Here is a 21,076-nt window from a genome sequence, read left to right as displayed (position 1 = left end):
AAGCAGCGGGACCGTACAGTACACCTCCATGAGCCGGCCGCGTTCCCCTGATCGATCCAGCACCCGCCGGAGCCCGGCGGCCCGGCCCACCGACGACGAACTGCTCGACGCCGCCCGCGCGGTGTTCGCCCAACGCGGGTACGCCCAAGCCACCATGGGCCTGATCGCCGAGCGCGCCGACTCCACCAAACCGACCCTCTACGCGCATTTCGGCGACAAAGCGGCGCTTTTCCGCGCCACCGTGACCCGGGAAGTCGCCGCACTGCGGAACTGGGTGCTCACCGCCTACGAAACGGCGAGCGCCCGCCTGCTGGAGGACCGCGTCCGGCTCGCCGTGATGGCGATGTTCAGCTACGCGAGCGCCCACCCGGACAGCTTCCGGATGCTGTTCGACTCCGCCGTCGACGAGATGTCGAACGAGCGCCGCGCCCTGGCCGACACCGTCACCGCGCACGTCGTCGACCGGATCCGCGAGCACCTGCTCGCCCACGGCCGCACGCCGGGCCCCGGCGCGGACCTCCTCGCCGCGATGATGGTCGGCCTGGTCGGCCGCGCCGCGATGCACGTCTCCCACTCTCCCGCCGTCGACCCGATCGCGGCCGGCGAGCTGGCGACCGGCTTCGTCATGGCCGCCCTGCGCGGCCTCGACCCCGCCCTGCTGGACCAGGTCGACACCGGGCAGCGCGCCACCTGAGTGTCCACATCGGACTGTATCACTGCGTCGGCTCAGCAGTTCGACGGCGCCTGCGCCCCGCTGAACCGCTTGACGATCCACTGGTGCGCGTCCGCGTTCCCGGCGAGAATGCCCGTGGCGTGGTCGGAAATGTAGGTCTGCCACTGTTCCCGGACCCCGGCCGCGCAGTAGGCGCGGTGCAGAGTCTCGGCCTGTGGCGTGTTGACGATCTCGTCGGTGCCCGCGTGGTACTGGAACACCGGCACCCGCGGCGGGTTCGCGCCGAGCTTGTTCTGCGCCAGCCGCGCCTGCCACTGCGGCGTGCCCAGCGGGTTCGTCGTCGTGTAGTCGCTGATCTTCTTGAACGAGTAATTGAGCAATAGTTCCGCGACACAGGCGTTCTTCTTCGCGTCGCCCAATTGCTGACGACCCGTGTCGTTGAGGTAGGAGTCGAGCTTCAGATCCGGATAAGCGGCGTCCAGTCCGATCGCGGCAAACGCCAGGAACCCGAAGCCGATGTAGCCGTCCAAGCCCTTCGCGACCTCCGTCAGATCGGCCGGCACCCCGCCCGCGACGACGCCCACCACGTTCAGCTCCGGCGCGTACGTGGGCTGCTTCTCCCCCGCCCACATCGATCCGCCGCCGCCCTGCGAGTACCCCTGGAAGATCACCTTCGCGGACTTCGCCAACCGTGCGGAGGGCAGGTTCTGCGCCGCCCGCACCGAGTCGATCACAGCGGGCCCCATGGACTGCCCGGTGATGTAGGTCGGCACGGTCGCCGGCGAGTAGCCCTCGTAGTCGGTCACCGCGACGGCGTAGCCGCTGGAGAGCGAGTCGTTGATCGCGGGCTGGTCGTAGAGCGTGCCGCGCTCCATCGCCTTGGACGCCGTGCACTTGAACGCCGGCCCCTGCGTGCCGACGGCGTAGCCGACGATCGGTGCCTGCGCCGGGTCCTTGCCCTTGGGCACCAGGATGGTCCCGGTCACCGCGTCCGGCCGGCCCTGCGCGTTGGTCGAGAGGTACATGACCTGCCAGGCGTCGGCGTTGGCGGCGTTCAGCAGCGGCACCGACGGGCGCCAGCGCAGGACGTCACCGGGCTTGCCGGCCGGCAGCGGCGACGGCGGGGTGTAGAACGAGTCGTCGAACGGGCCGGGCAGGATCGGCGCCGCGACCGCGCCGGCGGGTGGGCTCGCGGCCACGACGCCCAGCGCCGCCAGGGAGACGCCCAGGAGCGCCGACAGCACGCGTCGCACGGGGACAGACTTCACCACAACCTCCATCGGGGAAAGGGAGAGACGCTCAGGCGGGGAGGCCGAGCGCGCCGGCGAGCACCGGCCACGAGTTGTGCAGGGCCCGCTGCCAGTACGGCCAGCTGTGGGTGCCGGGCCCGTAGTAGTCGACGGTCGCCGGGATGCCGGCCTGCCGCAGCTTGTCGGTGAAACTCTGCGACGACAGCAATGCCGACGGCTCCAGCACGTCGGACTGCCCGGGTGGGTCGAGCGGCCCGGTCTGCCCGTTGCCGCAGGAGAGGTAGAGCGCCATGCCGCGCAGGTCCTGGATGTGGTCGTAGGGGTTGCGCGCCGACCAGATCGGCTGCATCCCGAAGGAGTCGCCCCAGAGGTTGAGGTAGTTGAAGATCCCGGCGCGGGCCAGGATGCCGGCGATCCAGACCGGGATGCCCGGGAAGAGCGTGTTCGGCACGCCGCTGTAGGACGCCGCCGCGGCGAACATCCCCTTGTGCTGGAAGGCGTACGCGAACGCGCCGTAGCCGCCGATCGACAGCCCGGCGATCGCCCGGCGCGTGCCGCCGTGGTACCCGCGTTCGACGATCTGGCGCACCTCCGCGGTGTGGAACGTGTCCCAGTCGGGCTTGCTCGACAACCCGAAGTTCCACCACTTCGTGTACATCCCGGCCGGCCCGTCCGTCGGCATCACGACGAGAGCGTCCTTGTTCGCGGTGAACGCCTTGACGTCGGTGAACTGGTCCCACGACTTGTAGTCGACGGGCTCGCAGCAGCCGTGCAGCAGGAACAGCACCGGCCACGTCCGCGTGGGCTGCGCGGCCCAGCCGGTCGGCACGATCAGCCGGACCATCCCGGTGGTGCCGAGGGCGGGGGAATCGATCTTCAGGTCGACGGTCCGGGCGTCGAGCCAGGTCTCCTGGACGACTTTCGCGCCGTCGTCGGCCACGACCGGGCTCGCCTGGGCGGCCGTGACGCCACTGGCGAGCAGGACCACGACGGCCAGCATCAGCAGGGTGGCTCTCATCGAAGTCTCCTTCACAGGGGGATGTTTCCGTGTTTCTTGGCCGGCAAGGTGTGGCGTTTGGTGCGCAGGGTCCGCAGGGCGCGCGCGACCTGCAGCCGGGTCTGCGACGGCGTCACGACCTGGTCGACGTAGCCACGCTCGGCGGCCAGGTACGGGCCGGTGTGGCGCTTGCGGTACTCCTCGGTGAGCCGCCTTCGCGCCGCGGCCCGCCGCTCCGGCGGGAGCTCGGCCAGCTCGCGCCGGTAGAGCACCTGCACCGCGCCTTCCGCGCCCATCACCGCGATCTCGGCGGTCGGCCAGGCCAGGGACACGTCGGCGCCGAGGTGCTTGGAGCCCATCACCGCGTAGCCGCCGCCGTAGGCCTTGCGGACCACCACCGTCACCTTCGGCACGGTGGCTTCGGAGTAGGCGTAGATCAGCTTGGCGCCGCGGCGGATGATGCCGCCGCGTTCCTGCTCGGTGCCCGGCAGGTAGCCGGGGACGTCGGCCAAGGTCACCAGGGGGATCGAGAAGGCGTCGCAGAAGCGCACGAACCGCGCGGCCTTCTCCGACGCGTCGATGTCGAGGACGCCGGCCTGGTGACGCGGCTGGTTCGCCACGACGCCGACCGTGCGGCCCTGGACCCGGCCGAACGCGCAGATCATGTTGGCCGCGAAGGCGCTGTGCACCTCGGTGAACTCGCCGTCGTCGACCAGCGCGGCGATCAGCTCGGCCATGTCGTAGGTCTGGTTCGGCGAGTCGGGCACCAGCCGGTCGAGCTCGAGGTCGGCGGGGGTGACGCCGGCGCTGGTGTCGTCGGCGTACTCCGGGGCCGGGTCGAGGTTGTTGGCGGGCAGGTAGGCCAGGAGCGTCTGCACCCACTCGATCGCGTCCTGCTCGTCGGCGGCCCGGTAGTGGGCGTTGCCGGCGACCTCGCTCTGCACGGCCGCGCCGCCGAGCTCCTGCGCGGTGACCCGTTCCCCGGTGACGGCGTGCACGACGTCCGGCCCGGTGACGAACATGTGCGAGGTTTCGTCGACCATCACGGTGAAGTCGGTGATGGCCGGCGTGTAGACGGCACCGCCGGCGCACGGGCCCATGATCATCGAGATCTGCGGGATCACCCCGGACGCGTGCGCGTTGCGCCGGCCCAGCTCGGCGTAGTAGGCCAGCGAGACGACGCCTTCCTGGATGCGCGCGCCGCCGGAGTCGTTGATCCCGACGACCGGGCAGCCGAGCGCCATGGCCAGGTCCATCACCTTGAGGACCTTCTCGCCGGAGACTTCGCCCATGCTGCCGCCGAAGACGGTGAAGTCCTGCGAGAAGACGCAGATCTGCCGCCCGTCGACGGTCCCGTGCCCGGTGACGACGCCGTCCCCGTAGGGCCGGTTGGCGTCCATCCCGAACTCGGCGCACCGGTGCCGCGCGAACTGGTCGAGCTCGACGAAGGAGCCGGGGTCGAGCAGCAGCCCGATCCGTTCGCGGGCGGTGAGCTTGCCTTTGGCGTGCTGCCGGTCGACGGCCCGCTTTTCGGCGATCCGGACGGCTTCGTCCTGACGCGCCTCCAGGTCGGCGATCCGGAACGCCGTCGTCGGCGTGAGTTCGTCCATCACCGCACCCCCACTCCGAGCCGGGCCGCCAGTTCCGCCGCCAGCGCGGTCACGTGCGGTGGGTCGATCATCGACACGTGGTCGCCCGGCACGCGGGCCACCTCGAGGCCGGGACAGAACTCGTCCCAGCCCAACGTGTCGTCCGTGCGCAGGTAGCGCGGGTCCAATGCGGTCGTCAAGGGGTGCGGGTCCTGGGCCCGCAGCAGCAGCACCCGGCCGTCGTAGCGCTCCGGCGTGTACCGTTCGGCCACCCGCGCGTCCACATAGGACTCGTACTGGTGACGCAGGACGCCCGCGCCCAAGTCCGGGACCTGGTCGGCGAGGCTGTCCATCACCCAGCGGATCTGCGCGTGCTCGTCCAGCCCGGCCAGGACGTCGCGCGGGATCGCGAACGGCACCCCGTAGGTCCGCGAGACGTGCTCGGCGAACCGGTCGAAGCGGTCCAGCAGCAGGTCGGCCGGCTTCCCGGGCGCCGGCAGCGGCAGGATCGTGTCGATCAGGACCACGAGGTCGACCGGTCCGTCCAGCCGCCGGGCCGTCTCGTACGCCAGGCAGCCGCCGAACGACCACCCGCCCAGCCGGTACGGGCCCTGCGGCTGGATCTCCCGGATCAGCTCGACGTAGCACGCGGCCTTGGCCTCGACCGTGTCCTCGTCGTCGATCCGCTCGAACCCGTACACCGGGTGCCCCTCCGGCAGCAGCCGGACGAGCTCGCGGTACACGCTCGTCGGGCCGCCGGCCGGGTGGAACAGGAACACCGGCTCGCCGACGCCGTCGCGCAGCAGCCGCACCGGGCCGCCGCCGTGTCCTTCGAGCTCCGCGCGCAGCAGGTCCGCCATCGCGGCGACGGTCGGCGTCGCGAACAGCCGCTCCACGGCGGGCACGGCGCCCAGCTGCTCCGCGAACAGCGCCCGCAGCCGCCGCGCGTGCTCGGGATCACCGCCCGCGGCGAAGAAGTCGTCGTGCACGCCGGGTTCCGGGCCGCCCAGCTCGGCCCGCCAGTGGCGGGCGACCCATCGCTCGGCGGGGTCACGCGGCCCGGCCGTGACAGGCTCGGCTTCCGCCGGTCCGAAGCCGGCCTGCTCGGCGAGGTGGCCGGCGAGCTCGGCCAGGCTGGCGCCGCGCAGGAGCAGCGGGATCGGCAGCGGCAGGCCGAAGTCGCGTTCCACCGCGCCCCGCGCACGCATCGCCGACAGCGAGTCGAGGCCGAGCCGGGTGAGCGGGACGTCCCGCTCGACCTCGGCGTAGCCCAGCAGCCCCGCGATGAGTCCGGCCAGGTGGTCGGCGATCGCCCTGCGCGCGGCTTCCGGCGAGCCGGTGCGCAGAGCCTCCAAGCCGTCCCAAGTGGACGGTCCGGTCCGCGGCGCGAACAACCCGAAGAACGGCCGGTCGGCCAGCCGCGGGAACAGCTCCAGCACCGTCGCGGCGTCGACACGGGCGACACCGGTCGCCGCGCGGTCGCGCGCGAGAACGACGTCCAGCGCCGACAGCGCTTCCTCGGTACCCAGCGGTTCGAGCACCGGGTTGCGTGACCCGGCCGCGGCGCCGACCTCGCCCCAGGCGCCCCACCCGATCGTCGCCGCCGGGAGGCCGTGGGCCCGGCGCCACGCGACCAGGGCGTCGGCCCACGCGTTCGCCGTGGCGTACGCGGCCTGGCCGGGTGAGCCGAACAGCGCGGCCGCCGACGAGTACACGAGCCACCAGTCGAGGTCGAGCCCGGCGGTCGCCTCGTGCAGCCGCCACGCGCCCAGCGCCTTCGGCCGCCAGACGGTGTCGAGCGCGCCCGCGTCCAGACTGATCGCCGCGCCGTCGGCCAGCACACCCGCGGCGTGCAGCACCCCGCGCAGCGGCACGCCACCTTCGACGGCCGACGCGACCAGCGCCTCGGCCGTGCCGGGCTCGGCGATGTCGCCGGCGACGACGCGGACGTCGATCCCCAGGTCCGGTGCGGGCGCGGCGCGGCGGCTGTTGAGCACCACCCGCGTCGCGCCGCGTCCGGCCAGCCACTTGGCCGCGACCAGGCCGAGGCCGCCGAGTCCGCCGGTGATGACGTAGGCGCCGTCGCGGACCGGCTCGCGCACCGCGTCCCCCGGCTCGGGCCGGACCAGTCGCCGCACGTGCCGGACGCCTTCGCGCCAGGCGACCTCGTCGTCCGGCCCGTCCGCGTGGACCTCGTCGCGCAGCTGGCCGACCCACAGGCGGGCGGGGTCGGGGCCGGCGTCGAAGTCGACCGCGCTCACGCGCAGCTCCGGGTGTTCGAAGGCGAGCACGCGCACGAATCCGCGCAGCGCGGCCAGGTCGGGGGCGCCGTGCTCACCGGCCTCGACGCTCTGTGCCCCGGTCGTGACCAGCCACAACCGTGGCGGTGCGGGCAGTTCGGCCAGTTCGGCGACGACCCCGGACAGGGTCCCGACCAGCCGCGCGGCCCGCCCGGGATCCGGCGTGGTCTCGCCGCCGAGCAGGACCAGAACCGCGCTCGTTTCGCCGTCGCTCAGCAGTTTCGCAAGGGCGGCCCGGTCACCGAGAAGGGCGCTGACGAGGTCACCATCCTCTTCGGACAGCACGATCCAGCGGCCGGCCCGTTCCGGCGCGGCGGGCAGGTCGGCGGGCTGCCAGACCGCCTCGAACAGCAGCCGGTCCAAGGCCGCGTCCCGGAAGCGGCGGCAGTAGACGTCGCGGAACTCCACCAGGACGACGTCGTCGGCGTCGACGAGCTGGACGCTGCCGAGCAGGCCGTCGCCGGAGGGGTCTTTCGAGGTGAGGACGGCGTCCACGCGCACGCCGCGGCGCGGTTCGCCGGCGAGCACCACCTCGCCGATCGTGAGCGGCAGGTAGAGGGCGTCCGCGTCCCCGACGGCCGCGGCGAGCGCGTGCAGGCAGGCATCGGCGCGGGCGGGATGCAGCAGGTAGGCGGGGTGATCGGCGTCAGGCAGGGCGATCGACGCCGACGCTTTTCCGTCAGCGGCGGTCACGCGACGCAGACCGCGGAAGGCCGGGCCGTAGTCCTGCCCCAGCTCGGTCAGGACGCGGTACAGATCCAGGGGCTCGCCGGTGGCTTCGCCGAACGGCGCCGACGGCGTGCCACCGGTCTCGATCCGGGCCGTGGCGTGGCGGACCCACTCGCCCTGCGCGGACTTCGCGTGGACGCTGAACTCGGTGCCGGTGAGGCTGGTCGTCACGTCGGTGTGGTCGTCGAGCGGGAGGACTTCCCGCAGCTCGAGGTCGCGGATCCGCCCGGTTCGCCCGGCGGCGAGCGCGAGTTCGAGGAAGCCGGTGGCGGGGAACACCGGCGTCCCCCGCACGGTGTGGTCGGCGAGCCACGGCAGCGTCTCCACGCCGACGTCGGCGCGCCACAGGTGGCCGTCCGGGTGCTCGATGTGGACGCCCAGCAGCGGGTGACCGCCGTGGACCCGCGCCCGGCGCTTCGGCCAGAACCGCTCGTGCCGCCAGACCGGGCCCGGCAGGTCGACCGCCGCGGTCCGAGGCCGGGCGGCCAGCGCACCGGGGCGGCCGCCGACGTGCAGCCGGGCGAGGCTGGTGAGGAACGCGGTCCGTTCGTCGATCCGGCGGCTCGCCGACGGCAGGGCTTGCTCACCCGTGGTCTGTTCGACGGCGGCGAGGGCGACCGGGTGCGGGGACACTTCGACGAACACGGCGTGGCCGTCCGCCGCCGCGGCGGCGAGGGCCTGGCTGAACCGCACCGGACGGCGCAGGTTCGCCGCCCAGTACTCGACGTCGAAGGCGGGTGTCTCCTTCGGATCGTCGAGAACGGTGGTGTAGCAGGGGATCTCCGGTTCCTTGGGCTGAATTTCGAGGTCGGCCCGGAAGCGGCCGAGCACGGCGTCGACGGCGGCGGAGTGCCCGGCCCCGCCGACCGCGAGCCGCCGGGCGAGCCGGCCCAGGCGTTCGGCGTGCTCGACGAGGGCGTCGACCTGGTCCGCGGCACCGCTGACCGTGCACTGGGTGGGCGACGCATAGACGGCGACGGTGATTTCGGGGAACTTCGCGAGCTCGGCGGGCGAGAGTTCGACCACGGCCATCGCGCCGTCCCCGCTCTGGTCGAGCTCCGAGAGCAGCCGGGCCCGGGTGGCCATGACGCGCAGGCCATCGGCGACATCGAGCGCCCCGGCGACGACGGCCGCGGCGACCTCGCCCATGGAGTGGCCCAGGACGGCGGCGGGGGTGACACCGTGGGCGCGCCAGAGCCCGGCCAGGGCGAGCTGCATGCCGAAGAGGGTGAGCTGGGTGGTGGCGAGGTCACCGGGTTCGCGGCCGAGGAGGTCGTCCAGGGACGACCCGGTTTCGGCGCGGAAGAAGGGATCGAGCGCCTCGACCTCGGCGCGGAAGGCGGGTTCGGACCGGATGAGCAGGCGGCCCATGCCGGACCATTGGGAGCCATAGCCGGAGAAGACGAAGACCACCCCGGCATCGGATGCCGATTCGTCGGTGAGGCCGCGGCCCACGGCCAGCTCACGCAACCCCGCCACCACCTCGGCGCGGCTCTCCCCCACCACCGCCCCACGGACCGGCAGGTGCTCGCGCCGGTGGGCCAGCGTCGAGGCCACCGCGCCCAGCGGTACCTCCGAAGTCTCGAGCCAGTCCGCCAGCTCACCCGCCCGCGCCCGCAGCACCTCCGCCGACCGGGCCGAAAGCGCGAACACCTCCGGCCCCGAAGCGTCGGCCACCCGCACCGGGAACGACGCCGCCGGCCACTCCTCGACCACCACGTGCGCGTTCGTCCCGCCGAATCCGAATGCCGACACCCCGGCCCGCGCCGTGCCCGAATAGCGCGGCCAGTCCCTGCCCTCCGTCACCACCCGCAGGCCGGTGAAGTCGATGTGCGGGTTCGGCTCCCGGAAGTGCAGGCTCGGCGGCAGCCGCCGGTGCGTCATCGCCAGCACCACCTTCACCAGCCCCGCGATGCCCGCCGCCCCTTCGAGGTGGCCCAGGTTGCTCTTCACCGACCCCAGCAGCAGCGGACGGTCAGCAGCACGCCCCAGTACCGCCGCCAGCGCACCGGTCTCCAGCGGATCGCCCAACGGCGTGCCCGTCCCGTGCGCCTCGACATAGTCCACAGAGGACGGGTCGACACCGGAAGAAGCGTAAGCCGACCGCAGCAAGTCAGCCTGGGCCAACGGATTCGGCGCCGTGATGCCGTTGGACCGGCCGTCGGAGTTCACCGCGCTGCCGCGCAGCACCGCCAGCACCCGGTCGCCCGCCCGGCGGGCCGCCCGCAACGGCTTCAGCACGACCACCCCGCACCCCTCGCCGCGCGCGATGCCGTCGGCGCCCGCGTCGAACGGCTTGCAGTGACCGTCCGCGGCCAGCACCCCGGCGCGGTGGAAGCTCGCGGTGATGCCCGGCGACAGCAGCACGTTCACCCCGGCGGCCAGCGCGAGCTCGCTCTCGCCGCGGCGCAGGCTCTGCACCGCCTGGTGCACCGCGACCAGCGACGACGAGCACGCCGTGTCGAGCGTCAGGCTCGGCCCGCGCAGGTCGAGCAGGTACGACAGCCGGTTGGCGGCGATGCTCGCCGCGGCGCCGGTTCCCGACCAGACGTCGACGCCCGCGACGTCGGTCATCGTCAGGGAGCCGTATTCGGTGGCCGACAGCCCGACGAACACGCCGGTCCGGCTGCCGCGCAACCCGGACGGCGGGATCCCGGCGTGCTCCAGCGCCGCCCACGCGACCTCCAGGAGGATCCGCTGCTGCGGGTCCATCGCCGCGGCCTCGCGGGGCGTGATGCCGAAGAACTCCGCGTCGAACCCGGTGACGTCGTCGAGGAACCCGCCCCGCACCGGCAAACCGGCGAGCTCCGCAGCGGGTGCGAACGTCTCCCAGCGGCCCTCGGGGACGTCACCGATGCCGTCTCCCCCGGAGTCGAGGAACCGCCAGAACGCCTCCGGCGAGTCGATCCCGCCGGGCAGCCGGCAGCCGAGGCCGATGACCGCGATCGGTTCCTCCACCGGAAGCTCCCGCGGCGAGACCGAGGAAGTGTCCCCTGTGGACAGGTACGACGACAACGCGCTGATCGTCGGGTACTGCCAGACGAGCGTCGCGTCCAGCGGACGACCGACGAACTGCCCGAGATCGGCCGCGAGGGCCGTCGCGTCCCGCGAGGACAGTCCGGTCTCCTGCAGCGGCCGGTCGGGGTCCACCGGACCGAGCCGGGCGAGGAGCCACGCGCGCACCGCGTCCGTCGTGGTCATCCGAGCCGCCGTCCGGCCAGCGAACCGTCCAGGTAGGACGCCCGGCAGTGCGCCCGGCTGATCTTGCCGCTGGACGTCCGGGGCACCTCCCCCGGCGCCAGGACCACGACGTCGTGCAGGCGCAACCCGTGCCCGGCCGACACCGCCGCCCGCAGCGCCGCCACCACCTCGGCGACGACGGCGTCGGAGTTCTTGGCCCGTTCCAGCGCGACGACCGCCGCTTCCCCGTCGCCGGTGGCGACGGCGAAGACCGCGGCCGAGTGCGGCCGGACGCCCGCGTGCGCCTCCACCGTCTGCTCGACGTCCTGCGGGTAGTGGTTGCGGCCGTCGACGACGACCAGGTCCTTCAGCCGGCCGGTGACGTACAGCTCGCCGTCGAAGAAAACGCCGAGGTCCCCGGTCGCCAGCCAGCCTTCGCCGATGTCCGGGTCGAGCGGCGGCAAGCCGAACGTGGCCGACGAGTCCCGGCCCCAGTAGCCGCGGCCGACGTTCGGGCCGCTGACCCGGATCTCGCCGACCGCCCCGGGCTCGAGGGGTTCGCCGGTGGCGGGGTCGGCGATCCGCACCCGCTGCCCGGCCGGGTGACCGCACGAAACGAGGGTCGAACCGGACCCGGCCGGCACCGCGAACCCGGCGGCGAGCCGATCCCGGTCGAACGTGACCTGCCGGGCCGGTTTTCCGGCGCCGGACACGGAGACGAACACGGTGGCCTCGGCCAGGCCGTAGGCCGACCGGTGGACCTCGGGCCGCAGCCCGCATTCGGCGAAGGCGTCCTGGAACTTCGCGATCGTGGCCGGCAGCACCGGCTCGCTGCCGTTGATCAGCGAGACGACCCGGCTCAGTTCCAGGTAGCTCTTCTCGGCCTCGGACACGCGGGAAGCGCAGTAGGCGTAAGCGAAGTTGGGCGCCGCGCTGATCGCACCGGGGCTGGCCGAAAGCGCGCGCAGCCACCGCGACGGCTGTTCGAGGAACGCCAGCGGGTCCATCAGCGCCGACGCCATGCCGCCGACCATCGGCGCGCCGATGCCGAGGATCAGGCCCATGTCGTGGAAGAGGGGGAGCCAGCTGACCGTCGAAGTGGTCCGGCTTTCGACGCCGAAGGCGGTGCACGCCTGGCGGGCATTGGCCAGGACGTTGCGGTGGGTCAGCACGACACCGGCGGGCGAGCGGGTGGAACCCGACGTGTACTGCAGGTACGCCGGCGCGTCGGGGTCCGGCGAAGGCCATTCCCGCGGTTCGGCCGGGGCCAGCGCGTCGACGGCGACCACGTCCGGCCGCGCCTCCGATTCGGCGAGGAAGGCGTGGACCGCGTCGATGTCCCCGGTCGTGGTGAGCACGATCTGCGGCGCGCAGTCGGCGAGCGTCGCGGCCAGCCGGCCCGCGTGCCCGGGCAGGCCGGGAGCGAACAGCGGCACGGCGACCAGCCCCGCCCGGAGCGCGCCGAGGAACGCGACGACGTAGTCGGCCGACTGCCCGGCGAGCACCGCCGCCCGCTCGCCCGGGAGCGCGGTTCCGCTCAACCGCGCGGCAACCGTGCCGACGCGCTCGTCGAGCTCGCGCCAGGTGAGCGTGACCGCCCGGCCGTCCGCGCTGCCGCGGTGGTCCAGGTGGGTCACGGCGACCTCGTCGCCGAGCACCCGGGCCCACCGGCCCAGCAGGGTCGCGAGCGATGCACGGTCGTCGGCGGTTTCCCCGATGACGGGAACCGGCTGGGAAATGGTTTCCATGGCTCCTCGCAGATAGCGTTTACCGGCGCAGTGAATAGCTGCTTCCCGGCGGTTGTCAAACAAACGATTTCCGATACTCACCGGCACACGGATTACGGCACCGCGCGTTTGTCACGCGGGGACGAGGTAGTGGCGGACCGGCTCCGCAACACGCGCACCGCAAGCAGCGCACCGACGAGCGTGAGCCCGGCCGCGGCGAGGAGGCCGGCGGTGTATCCCGCCGACAGCGCTACTCCCGGCGTCGCACCCGTGCCGAGCCGTCCCGCCCGGACCGTGGTCAGGACGGCGCCGATCAACGCGACGCCCAGTGCGCTCGACAGCTCGCGGGACGCCGTGAGCAGCCCGGAAGCCACGCCGGACCGCCGTTCCGCCACGACGTCCAGCGCGTGCGAAGTCAACGGCGTCGTGAACGCCGAGCCGGCCCCGATCAGCACCAGCCCGGGCACCCGCGGCAGCACCGCCGGAACGTGGTTCACGACGGCGAGGGCGAGCAGGCCGCAGGCGACCACGGCGAGCCCGGCCGCGACCGTCCGATGCGGACCGAACCGGGTCACCGCCGCCGGGACCAGCGGCGTCGCGGCCACCACCGCGATCGCGACCAGCGCCAGCGGCAACCCGGCCCGGACCGGGTCGAGGCCGAGGAACTCCTGGTGCAGCAAGGGGGTGAAGAACACGATGCCCGAGATCCCGAGGCCCCACAGCACCTGCACGGCCAGCGAGCCGGCGAACACCCGGTTTCCGGTCAGGTCGGCCGGCACCAGCCGGTCCCGCGTCCGCCGCTCCCGGAGCACGAACCCCGCCCCGAGCGCGACACCGGCGATCAGCAGCGCGACCCCGGTCCGCGGGTCGTCACCCCACGAGACGAGCGCCGCGGTGAGCAGGACCAGGCTCGCCGTCACGACGACCATCGCGCCGGCGGGCGGGCGCGGGCCGGTCGGGTCCCGCCCGCCCGGAACGGTCGACGGCAGCAGGACGAGCATCGCCGCCACGAACGGGAGGTTGACGAAGAAGATCCAGGCCCAGCCGAGGTATTCGCTCAACAGCCCGCCGAGCGCCGGGCCCAGCGCCAGCGCGGCGGCCAGGCACGCCGTCCACACGGCGGCGCCGAGCGTCCGGCCCCGCGCGTCGAGGTTCGTCCGCAGCAGGCTCAGCAGGCCGGGCACCAGGAACGCGGCGGCCGCGCCCTGCAGCACCCGGGCGGCGACGAGCAGGCCCACCGAACCGGCCAGCCCGCCGGCGGCCGCGCCGATCCCGAACGCGAGCAGCCCGGCCAGCAATGTCGGACGTCGTCCCCAGCGGTCGATCAGGGTGCCCGCCACCAGGAGCAGACCGGCGAACGGGAGCATGTAGCCGAGCGCGACCCACTGCAGCGTCCCGAGGTCCAGCCCGAGGTCGCGGGCGATCGAGGGCGCGCCGGCCGCGACGATCGTGTTGTCCAGGGTCGTGACGAACGCGCCGAGCGCGATCAGCACCAGGGTCCGCCGGGTCATCGCGCGCTCCCCACCAGCTCGCGGGCGGCCGGCGCGCGTGACCGCCGCGGGAACCACCAGTTGGCTTCGCCGAACCACGCCATCACCGCCGGGACCAGCACGCATCGGACGACGACGGCGTCGAGCAGCACCGCGACGGTCAGCCCCACCCCGGCTTCCCGCACGACGCGGGCGTCCACGAAGGCGAACGCCACGAACACCAGCGCCATGATCAGCGCGGCCGCGGTGATGGTCCGGCCGGTCGCCGCGACACCGTCGACGACCGCGGCCCGCGTGTCGCCGCGGCGGCGCCACACCTCCTGGATGCGCGCGATGAGGAAGACCTCGTAGTCCATCGACAGGCCGAACAGCCCGGCGAACAGGAACACCGGCAGGTACGGCTCGATCGGGCCGCCGAAGGCGAACACGACGGCGCCGGTCGTCGCGGCCGCGGTCAGCAGGTTCATCACCGCCGCCGTCAGCGGGATCAGCACGCTGCGGAACACCCAGGCGAGCAGCAGCACCGAGATGCCGACGACGCTGAAGAGGAACAGCGGGAGCCGCGCGGTGATGGCCGCGGAGAAGTCGGCCCGGGCCGCGACGAGCCCGCCGACGTGCGCGTCCGGGCCGCCGACGGTCGTGGCCATCGCCCGGGTCCAGGTCAGCAGCTCGCCGGTGGCCGGATCGTCGGGGGCGGTGTGCGGGATGACCGTGAGCAGCCAGCCACCGCCCGGGGTCGTTGCGGGCGGCCCGATGTCGGCCCGGGCGAGCAGCGCCTCGCGGAGGGTGCCCAGCGACGGGTCGCCCGTGCCCACCACCAGCAGCGGAGCACCGGCACCCGGGCCGAACCCGTCGGTCAGCAGCTCGGCGGCCGTCCGCGTGACGCTGCCGGGCGGGTCGAGGGCGGCGTCCGGCACCCCGAGCCGCAGCCCGGTCATCGGCAGTGCGAGCACGGCCACGACCAGCAGCGCGGCGAGCGTCCACGGGCCCGGCCGCCCGGTCACCGCCCGCGCGAGCCGGGCCCACCGGCGGCCGCTGCCCTCGGCCGGGATCCGCATCCGGGCGGCCACCGGCCGCAGCAACGCGGGCAGCAGGGTGAGCGCGGCGCACGCGGTGAGCAGCACGGAAACCGCGGCCGCGACGGCGATCCCGTCGAGGAACGGCAGGCCGACGGTCAGCATGCCGGCCAGCGAGACGCACACGGTGATCCCGGCGAAGACCACGCTGCGGCCCGACGTCGCCGCCGCGACCGCCAGCGCGGCCGCGGGTTCCGCACCTTCCCGGCGGCCCTGCCGGTAGCGCGTGAGCACGAACAGCGCGTAGTCGACGCCGACCCCGAGGCCCAGCAGCGCGGCGATCTCGGTGCTGATCTTCGGGACGGTCATGACGTGCGACACCAGCGAGACGACGGCCAGCGCGCAGCCGACCGGCACCGACGCGGTGAGGACCGGGAGCAGGACGCACGCCGCCGAGCGGAACGTCACCAGCAGCACGACGGCGGCGGCGAGCAGGCCGATCCCGGCGTTGCCCAGGTCCGGCGCGGCCGCCGTCATCGCGGCGAGCTCCCCCGACGCCCCGGCGGTCAGGTCGCCGGCGTCGCGGACGACGGCCGCGAAGGCGTCCGCCGTGCCCTGGCCGAGGTCGGCGGCCGGCGCGTCGAACCGGACCGGCAGGACCGCCGTCCGGTGGTCGTCCGACACCTGGCCGGGCAGCGGGCCGACGGCCACGACGTGCGGCAACGCCGCCAGCCGCGCGGAGAAGGCAGCGAGCCGGGCCCGGCCGGTGCCCGAGTCGATCGAGCCGTCCGGCGCGCGGACGACGACGCGTTCCTCGGTGCCGGTGCTGTGCAGCAGACGGGCCGCGGCGCTGCTGTCCGCGGCGGGCAGGTCGACCGTGTCGCGGAAGTCCGCGCCGGTGTGCAGCACGACGGCGACGAGCCCGGCCAGCGCCGCGAGCCACAGCGCGACGACCACGCCGGACCAGCGGAAGCACCACGAAACGACGGCCGTCATGGTGATCACGCTAACTACGGAAAGGGCCGCGAAGATACGGATCCGGCTCACAAATCGTATTCCGGAAACCCTTGCGCCCGTGAGTGTTCCGCCGTTTGTCGAACGGGTGACAAAACCGCGCGGGTCCGTTGGTCTCCACATGACAGAACCGGATCCGGCGGTTGCCAATCTCGTTTCCGTGTGCGTTCATGACCTTCGCGACGATGCGGAAAAGGGGTGGCCATGACCCGGACGATCGCCGTCCCGCACCCCCGTGGCACCGGCCGGGCCCACCAGCTGTGGGGCTCGTTGCCGGCCGAGCTCGCGCGGCGGTTCCGGCCGCACGCCGACCCCCTCGCCCGGCGGATCCTCGACGAGATCCAGCGAGCCGTGCCCGAGTACGCCAAGCCCCTCGAGGGCGAGTTCGGGAAGATGATCGTGCTGGCGATCGAGCGGGCCGTGGTCAGCTGCATCGACAGCATCGACGACGTCGAGTCCACAGAGGACAACTGGCCGAAGTTGTTCCGGGAGGTGGGAAAGCGCGTTCACCACGACGGCGGCAGCCTGAACTCGCTGCAGGCGGCCTACCGCGCGGGCGGCCGCGCGGCGTGGCGGTACGTGGCGGAGCTGGGCCAGGCCCACCGCTTCCCGGCGGCCGTGCTGTGCGTCGGCGCGGAAGCGATCTTCGCCTACGTGGAAGAGATTTCGTCGTACTCGGTCGAGGGGTACACGCTGGCGCAGGCGATGGCGACCGGGACGCTCGAACGCCGTCGCCGGCGGCTGCTCGAACTCCTCCTGGCCAGCCCGCCGTCGTCCCCGGCGACGATCGCGACGATCGCGGAGGCCGCCAAGTGGACCATGCCGGAGTGGGTCACGGTCGTCGCGCTCGACCCGCGCAGCGAACAGCACCTGACGCCGGCTCCGCAGGTCGCCGACGACGTCCTGCTCGACCTCGAAGGCACCGAACCCTGCTTGCTGACGCCGAACCCGGACCGCGACCTGCGGGGTCTCGAAGGCCGGCTGTCGGGCTGGCGCGCGGCCGTCGGCCCCCGGGTCCGGCCGGCCGACGCGGCGACGTCGTCGTCGTGGGCGCGCCGCACGCTCGACCTGGTCCGCCGCGGCCTGGTCGACGACCGCGCGGTGACGCACACGGCCGACCACCTGGCCACCCACTGGTTGCTGCTGGACCGGTTCCTGCTCGACCAGCTGTCGGCGAAGACCCTGGCGCCGTTCGCGGGACTGACGGTGAAGCAGCAGGTCCGGCTGGCGGAAACGTTGCTGAGCTGGCTGGAGCACAACGGGAACACCCCGGACATCGCGCAGGCGCTGGGCGTGCACCCGCAGACGGTGCGCTACCGCGTGAGCCAGCTGAGCGACCTCTTCGGCGACCGGCTGACGGACCCGGCGCAGCGGCTGGAGATCCAGATGGCGCTGCGGGCGCACCAGCTGCTGGGCACGCCGCCGCCGGGTGAGCACTGACCCTTGACCGGGCGGCGCGCCCGCAGCATGCTGTTAGCGCTAACAGAGCGCTGCGGAGGACCGGCCGATGACCCTTTCCGAGCTCACCCGGGAGTTCTTCGGGCGCGTCGGCGGCACCGACGTCCACCGGTACACACTGTCCCGGCCCGGCGGGCTCACCGTCCGCGTGCTCGACTACGGCGGCGTCCTCCAGTCCGTGGCAGCGCCGGACCGTTCCGGGCGCTCGGCCGACGTCGTCCTGGGTCATCCCGATCTCGACGGCTACGTCGCGAACAACCAGCCGGGCGCCTCGCGGGTCTTCCTGGGCGCGGTGATCGGCCGCTTCGCCAACCGGATCGCCGGCGGCGCGTTCACCCTCGACGGGGTTCTGCACCAGGTGCCGGTGAACGACGGGAAGAACAGCCTGCACGGCGGCCCGGCCGGGTTCGACACGCGGGTCTGGTCCGCGGTGCCCGTGCCCTACGGCGTGCGGTTCACGCTGGTCAGCCCGGACGGCGACCAGGGCTACCCCGGCCGGCTCACCACCGAGGTGACCTACCGCCTCGACTCGCGGCTTCGCATCACCTACCGCGCGACCACGGACGCGCCGACGGTCGTCAACCTGACCAACCACACGTACTGGAACCTGGCCGGCGCCGGCTCGGTGTACGACCATTCGCTGTCGATCGCCGGTCGCCACTACTGCCCCACCGACGAGTACCTGATCCCGGTGGGCGACCCGGCGCCGGTCGAGGGCACACCGTTCGACTTCCGCCGCGCGACGACGATCGGCGCCCGCCTCGGCGACCCGGACCCCCAGCTGGCGATCGGGCGCGGCTACGACCACAACTGGGTCCTCGACGACGGCGCGCCGTTCGCCGCCCGGGCCTGGGAGCCGACGTCCGGCCGGCTGCTCACGATGTGGACGACCGAACCGGGTCTGCAGTTCTATTCGGGCAACCACCTCGGCCGCCCCGGCGCGGGGTTCGCGCTGGAGGCCCAGCACTTCCCGGACTCGCCGAACCGGCCGGACTTCCCGAGCACGGTGCTGCGGCCGGGCGAGGTCTACCACCAGGAGACGGTCTTCGAGCTGACGACGGCGGACCGGCCGCCGGTGGCGTGAGCAACATTCGCCCCGCTCGCGGCCGTCCCGGCGGTTAGTCTCGCCGGTCATGGGAGATCTTTCCGCCGACCTCGCGCCCACCGGCGTGCTGCGCGCCGCCATCAACCTCGGCAACCCGGTACTCACCCACGGGACGGCGGCTTCGCCCGGCGGCGTCACGGTCGACCTCGCGCGTGAGGTGGCGGCGCGGCTGGACGTGCCGGTCGAGTTCGTCTGCTTCGACGCGGCCCCGAAGTCGTTCGAAGCGCTGACCTCGGACGCGGTGGACATCTGCTTCCTGGCGATCGAGCCGGTGCGCGCGGCTTCGGTGGCCTTCACCGCGCCGTACGTCGTCATCGAAGGCGTGTACGTGGTGCCGGAGGATTCGCCGCTGGCCTCGCCCGCCGACGTCGACCGGCCGGACGTCAGGATCGGCGTGAACGAGGGGTCGGCGTACGACCTGTTCCTGACCCGGACCCTCGCGCACGCGACGATCGTGCGCGGCCCGGACGGCGTGGTGGCTTTCGAGGAGCAGGGTCTCGAGGTCGTCGCCGGGATCCGGCAGCCGATGACCGCCTATGTGGCCGGGCACCCGGGGACGCGGATCATCCCGGAGCGGTTCATGCAGATCCGGCAGGCGGTCGGGACCACGCCGGCTCGCCGGCCTTCGACGGTCACGTTCCTGCGTGAGCTGGTCGAAGAGCTGAAGGCGAACGGGTTCGTCGCCGACGCGCTGCGCCGCGCGAACCAGCCCGACGCCGCGGTGGCGCCACCCGCGGAGTGACTTCTGCCCGCTAAGGGCGGTCAAGGCGCGGCAGCAAGTGCCTGCGCCGGCTTCGTGCTGCCCACCGCCGTCACTCTGCGCGGTTCCCGGCCCACGGAGTGATATCGCTTCGTTGTCGCCGCCGTCAGCAGTGCGACATAGCGTCTTCTCGACGGTCGCAACGAGTGCTACGTTTCCTACGGTCCAGGTCGAACCGAGGAGCTGCGATGAGGCTTACTCCCAGCGCTCACACCGACTCGTTCTGCCGTGACCGGCTGCCACCCGCGGAACAGTGGCCGCGGCTCGTCTTCGACCTGCCCGAGCTGGCCTACCCCGAGCGGCTCAACGCCGCCACCGCGTTGCTCGACGGCGCCGTCGAGCGCCTCGGCGCCGACCGGCCCTGCCTGCGCTCGCTCGACGAGACGTGGACCTACGGCGAGGTCCTCGCGCGGGCCAACCGGATCGCGCACGTCCTCACCGCCGAGCTCGGGGTCGTCCCCGGGAACCGCGTGCTGCTGCGCGGCACCAACACGCCGTGGCTGGCGGCCTGCTGGCTGGGCGTGCTCAAGGCCGGCGCGGTCGCCGTCTCCACGATGCCGATGCTGCGCCGGAACGAGCTCGACAAGATCGCCGACCGGGCGCGGCCGGCCGTCGCCCTGTGCGACGAGCGCCTGCTCGACGAGCTGCCGCCCGGACTGCCCGTCGTCTCCTACGGCACCGAGCTCGCCGGCCGCTGCGCGCGGCACCCGGCGACCTTCGCCGACGTGCCGACCGCCGCCGACGACGTCGCGCTGCTCGCCTTCACCTCCGGCACCACCGGGACGCCCAAGGCGACGATGCACTTCCACCGCGACCTGCTCGCCATCGCCGACACGTTCTCCCGGCACGTCGTCCGCCCCACCGCGGACGACCTCTTCTGCGGCACCCCGCCCCTGGCGTTCACCTTCGGCCTGGGCGGGCTGCTGGTCTTCCCGCTGCACGCCGGGGCGTCCGTGCTCCTCCTGGAACGCGCGACGCCCAAGGAGCTGGCTTCGATCGTCGCCGAACGGTCGGTGACCGTGCTGTTCACGGCGCCGACCGCGTACCGCGCGATCCTCGGCGCCGGGGACGGGCCGCTCCTCGACGGGGTGCGCCGCGCTGTCTCCGCCGGCGAAGCCCTGCCCGCCGCCGTGGCCGAGCAGTACCGCGACCTCGTCGGCCGCCCGCTCATCGACGGCATCGGCAGCACGGAGATGCTGCACGTCTTCATCGCCGCCGCCGACGAAGCCGCGCGTCCCGGCACGACCGGCACTGTGGTGCCCGGCTTCCGCGCCGCCGTCCTGGACGTCGACGGCACGCCCGTGCCCGACGGCACGCCCGGGCTGCTCGCGGTGCAGGGTCCCACCGGCTGCCGCTACCTCGAGGACCCGCGGCAGGCCGACTACGTCCGGGACGGCTGGAACATCACCGGCGACACCTACGTCCGCGAACCCGACGGCTACTTCCGGTTCGTGGCGCGCAGCGACGACATGATCGTCTCCTCCGGTTACAACATCGCCGCTCCCGAGGTCGAAGAGGTGCTGCTGAGCCACCCGGACGTCGACGAGTGCGCGGTCGTCGGCACGCCCGACCCGGACCGGGGCGCGCTCGTGACCGCCTTCGTCGTGCTGCGGCCGGGCGTCACCCCGGGCCCGGACGTCGTGCACGCCCTGCAGGAGCACGCCAAAGCCGTTGCGGCGCCGTACAAGTACCCGCGCCGGGTGCGGTTCATCGACGCGCTGCCGCGCAACGCGAGCGGGAAGTTGCAGCGCTTCCTGCTGCGCGAGCGGTGACGGGGGTGACGGGCCC

Annotated in this window: 12 protein-coding genes; 5 read left to right on the top strand and 7 right to left on the bottom strand. The window is 73.3% G+C overall.

The genetic code is table 11. The features are described 5' to 3' along the window. Window positions 1–28 precede the first annotated feature (28 nt). On the top strand, window positions 29–694 hold the full coding sequence (locus AB0C38_RS28480) for a helix-turn-helix domain-containing protein (RefSeq protein WP_360678834.1): 666 nt from the start codon (window positions 29–31) through the stop codon (window positions 692–694). Between the two features lie 32 nt (window positions 695–726). Here the strand turns inward: AB0C38_RS28480 and AB0C38_RS28475 are convergent, their stop codons facing one another. From AB0C38_RS28475 to AB0C38_RS28445, 7 genes are all read right to left on the bottom strand, one after another. Then, entirely contained in the window at window positions 727–1,941 is a 1,215-nt protein-coding gene (locus AB0C38_RS28475) for a lipase family protein (protein ID WP_360678831.1), read from the bottom strand. 31 nt (window positions 1,942–1,972) lie between these two features. Next, window positions 1,973–2,941: an alpha/beta hydrolase family protein gene (locus tag AB0C38_RS28470; protein WP_360678829.1), complete on the bottom strand. Its 969-nt coding sequence runs from the start codon at window positions 2,939–2,941 to the stop codon at window positions 1,973–1,975. 11 nt (window positions 2,942–2,952) lie between these two features. Continuing rightward, on the bottom strand, window positions 2,953–4,530 hold the full coding sequence (locus AB0C38_RS28465; protein ID WP_360678826.1) for an acyl-CoA carboxylase subunit beta: 1,578 nt from the start codon (window positions 4,528–4,530) through the stop codon (window positions 2,953–2,955). Continuing rightward, window positions 4,530–10,739: a beta-ketoacyl synthase N-terminal-like domain-containing protein gene (locus AB0C38_RS28460; RefSeq protein WP_360678823.1), complete on the bottom strand. Its 6,210-nt coding sequence runs from the start codon at window positions 10,737–10,739 to the stop codon at window positions 4,530–4,532. Before AB0C38_RS28460 ends, AB0C38_RS28465 begins: the two co-directional genes overlap by 1 nt. Next, window positions 10,736–12,466: a fatty acyl-AMP ligase gene (locus tag AB0C38_RS28455; RefSeq protein WP_360678820.1), complete on the bottom strand. Its 1,731-nt coding sequence runs from the start codon at window positions 12,464–12,466 to the stop codon at window positions 10,736–10,738. Before AB0C38_RS28455 ends, AB0C38_RS28460 begins: the two co-directional genes overlap by 4 nt. A gap of 92 nt (window positions 12,467–12,558) precedes the next feature. Further along, complete coding sequence (locus tag AB0C38_RS28450) at window positions 12,559–13,956, bottom strand: MFS transporter (RefSeq protein WP_360678818.1); 1,398 nt, start codon at window positions 13,954–13,956, stop codon at window positions 12,559–12,561. Continuing rightward, the gene (locus AB0C38_RS28445) at window positions 13,953–15,947 is read right to left on the bottom strand and encodes an MMPL family transporter (protein WP_360678815.1); all 1,995 of its coding nucleotides are present in this window, start codon (window positions 15,945–15,947) and stop codon (window positions 13,953–13,955) included. Before AB0C38_RS28445 ends, AB0C38_RS28450 begins: the two co-directional genes overlap by 4 nt. A gap of 222 nt (window positions 15,948–16,169) precedes the next feature. Between AB0C38_RS28445 and AB0C38_RS28440 the strand changes: the two genes are divergently transcribed. The 4 genes from AB0C38_RS28440 (at window position 16,170) to AB0C38_RS28425 (ending at window position 21,060) form a co-directional block, all read left to right on the top strand. Further along, entirely contained in the window at window positions 16,170–17,405 is a 1,236-nt protein-coding gene (locus AB0C38_RS28440; protein ID WP_360678812.1) for a helix-turn-helix domain-containing protein, read from the top strand. 67 nt (window positions 17,406–17,472) lie between these two features. Further along, the gene (locus AB0C38_RS28435; protein ID WP_360678809.1) at window positions 17,473–18,507 is read left to right on the top strand and encodes an aldose epimerase family protein; all 1,035 of its coding nucleotides are present in this window, start codon (window positions 17,473–17,475) and stop codon (window positions 18,505–18,507) included. 49 nt (window positions 18,508–18,556) lie between these two features. Then, window positions 18,557–19,270, top strand: coding sequence for a transporter substrate-binding domain-containing protein (locus AB0C38_RS28430; RefSeq protein ID WP_360678806.1), 714 nt, complete (start codon window positions 18,557–18,559; stop codon window positions 19,268–19,270). A 206-nt stretch (window positions 19,271–19,476) separates the two neighbouring features. After that, on the top strand, window positions 19,477–21,060 hold the full coding sequence (locus tag AB0C38_RS28425) for an AMP-binding protein (RefSeq protein ID WP_360678804.1): 1,584 nt from the start codon (window positions 19,477–19,479) through the stop codon (window positions 21,058–21,060). The last annotated feature ends 16 nt before the right edge of the window (window positions 21,061–21,076 follow it).

Source organism: Amycolatopsis sp. NPDC048633 (assembly GCF_040650695.1).
In the GTDB taxonomy this organism is placed as follows: domain Bacteria; phylum Actinomycetota; class Actinomycetes; order Mycobacteriales; family Pseudonocardiaceae; genus Amycolatopsis.
Note: the sequence above shows the minus strand (reverse complement) of the source record. Positions and strands in the feature narration are given on the sequence as shown.

Excerpts from the sequence above, each read along its gene's own strand:
- AB0C38_RS28480 (WP_360678834.1), top strand. The coding sequence starts at position 29 with ATGAGCCGGCCGCGTTCCCCTGATCGATCCAGCACCCGCCGGAGCCCG.
- AB0C38_RS28470 (WP_360678829.1), bottom strand. The coding sequence starts at position 2,941 with ATGAGAGCCACCCTGCTGATGCTGGCCGTCGTGGTCCTGCTCGCCAGT.
- AB0C38_RS28465 (WP_360678826.1), bottom strand. The coding sequence starts at position 4,530 with ATGGACGAACTCACGCCGACGACGGCGTTCCGGATCGCCGACCTGGAG.
- AB0C38_RS28460 (WP_360678823.1), bottom strand. The coding sequence starts at position 10,739 with ATGACCACGACGGACGCGGTGCGCGCGTGGCTCCTCGCCCGGCTCGGT.
- AB0C38_RS28455 (WP_360678820.1), bottom strand. The coding sequence starts at position 12,466 with ATGGAAACCATTTCCCAGCCGGTTCCCGTCATCGGGGAAACCGCCGAC.
- AB0C38_RS28450 (WP_360678818.1), bottom strand. The coding sequence starts at position 13,956 with ATGACCCGGCGGACCCTGGTGCTGATCGCGCTCGGCGCGTTCGTCACG.
- AB0C38_RS28445 (WP_360678815.1), bottom strand. The coding sequence starts at position 15,947 with ATGACGGCCGTCGTTTCGTGGTGCTTCCGCTGGTCCGGCGTGGTCGTC.
- AB0C38_RS28440 (WP_360678812.1), top strand. The coding sequence starts at position 16,170 with ATGACCCGGACGATCGCCGTCCCGCACCCCCGTGGCACCGGCCGGGCC.
- AB0C38_RS28435 (WP_360678809.1), top strand. The coding sequence starts at position 17,473 with ATGACCCTTTCCGAGCTCACCCGGGAGTTCTTCGGGCGCGTCGGCGGC.
- AB0C38_RS28430 (WP_360678806.1), top strand. The coding sequence starts at position 18,557 with ATGGGAGATCTTTCCGCCGACCTCGCGCCCACCGGCGTGCTGCGCGCC.
- AB0C38_RS28425 (WP_360678804.1), top strand. The coding sequence starts at position 19,477 with ATGAGGCTTACTCCCAGCGCTCACACCGACTCGTTCTGCCGTGACCGG.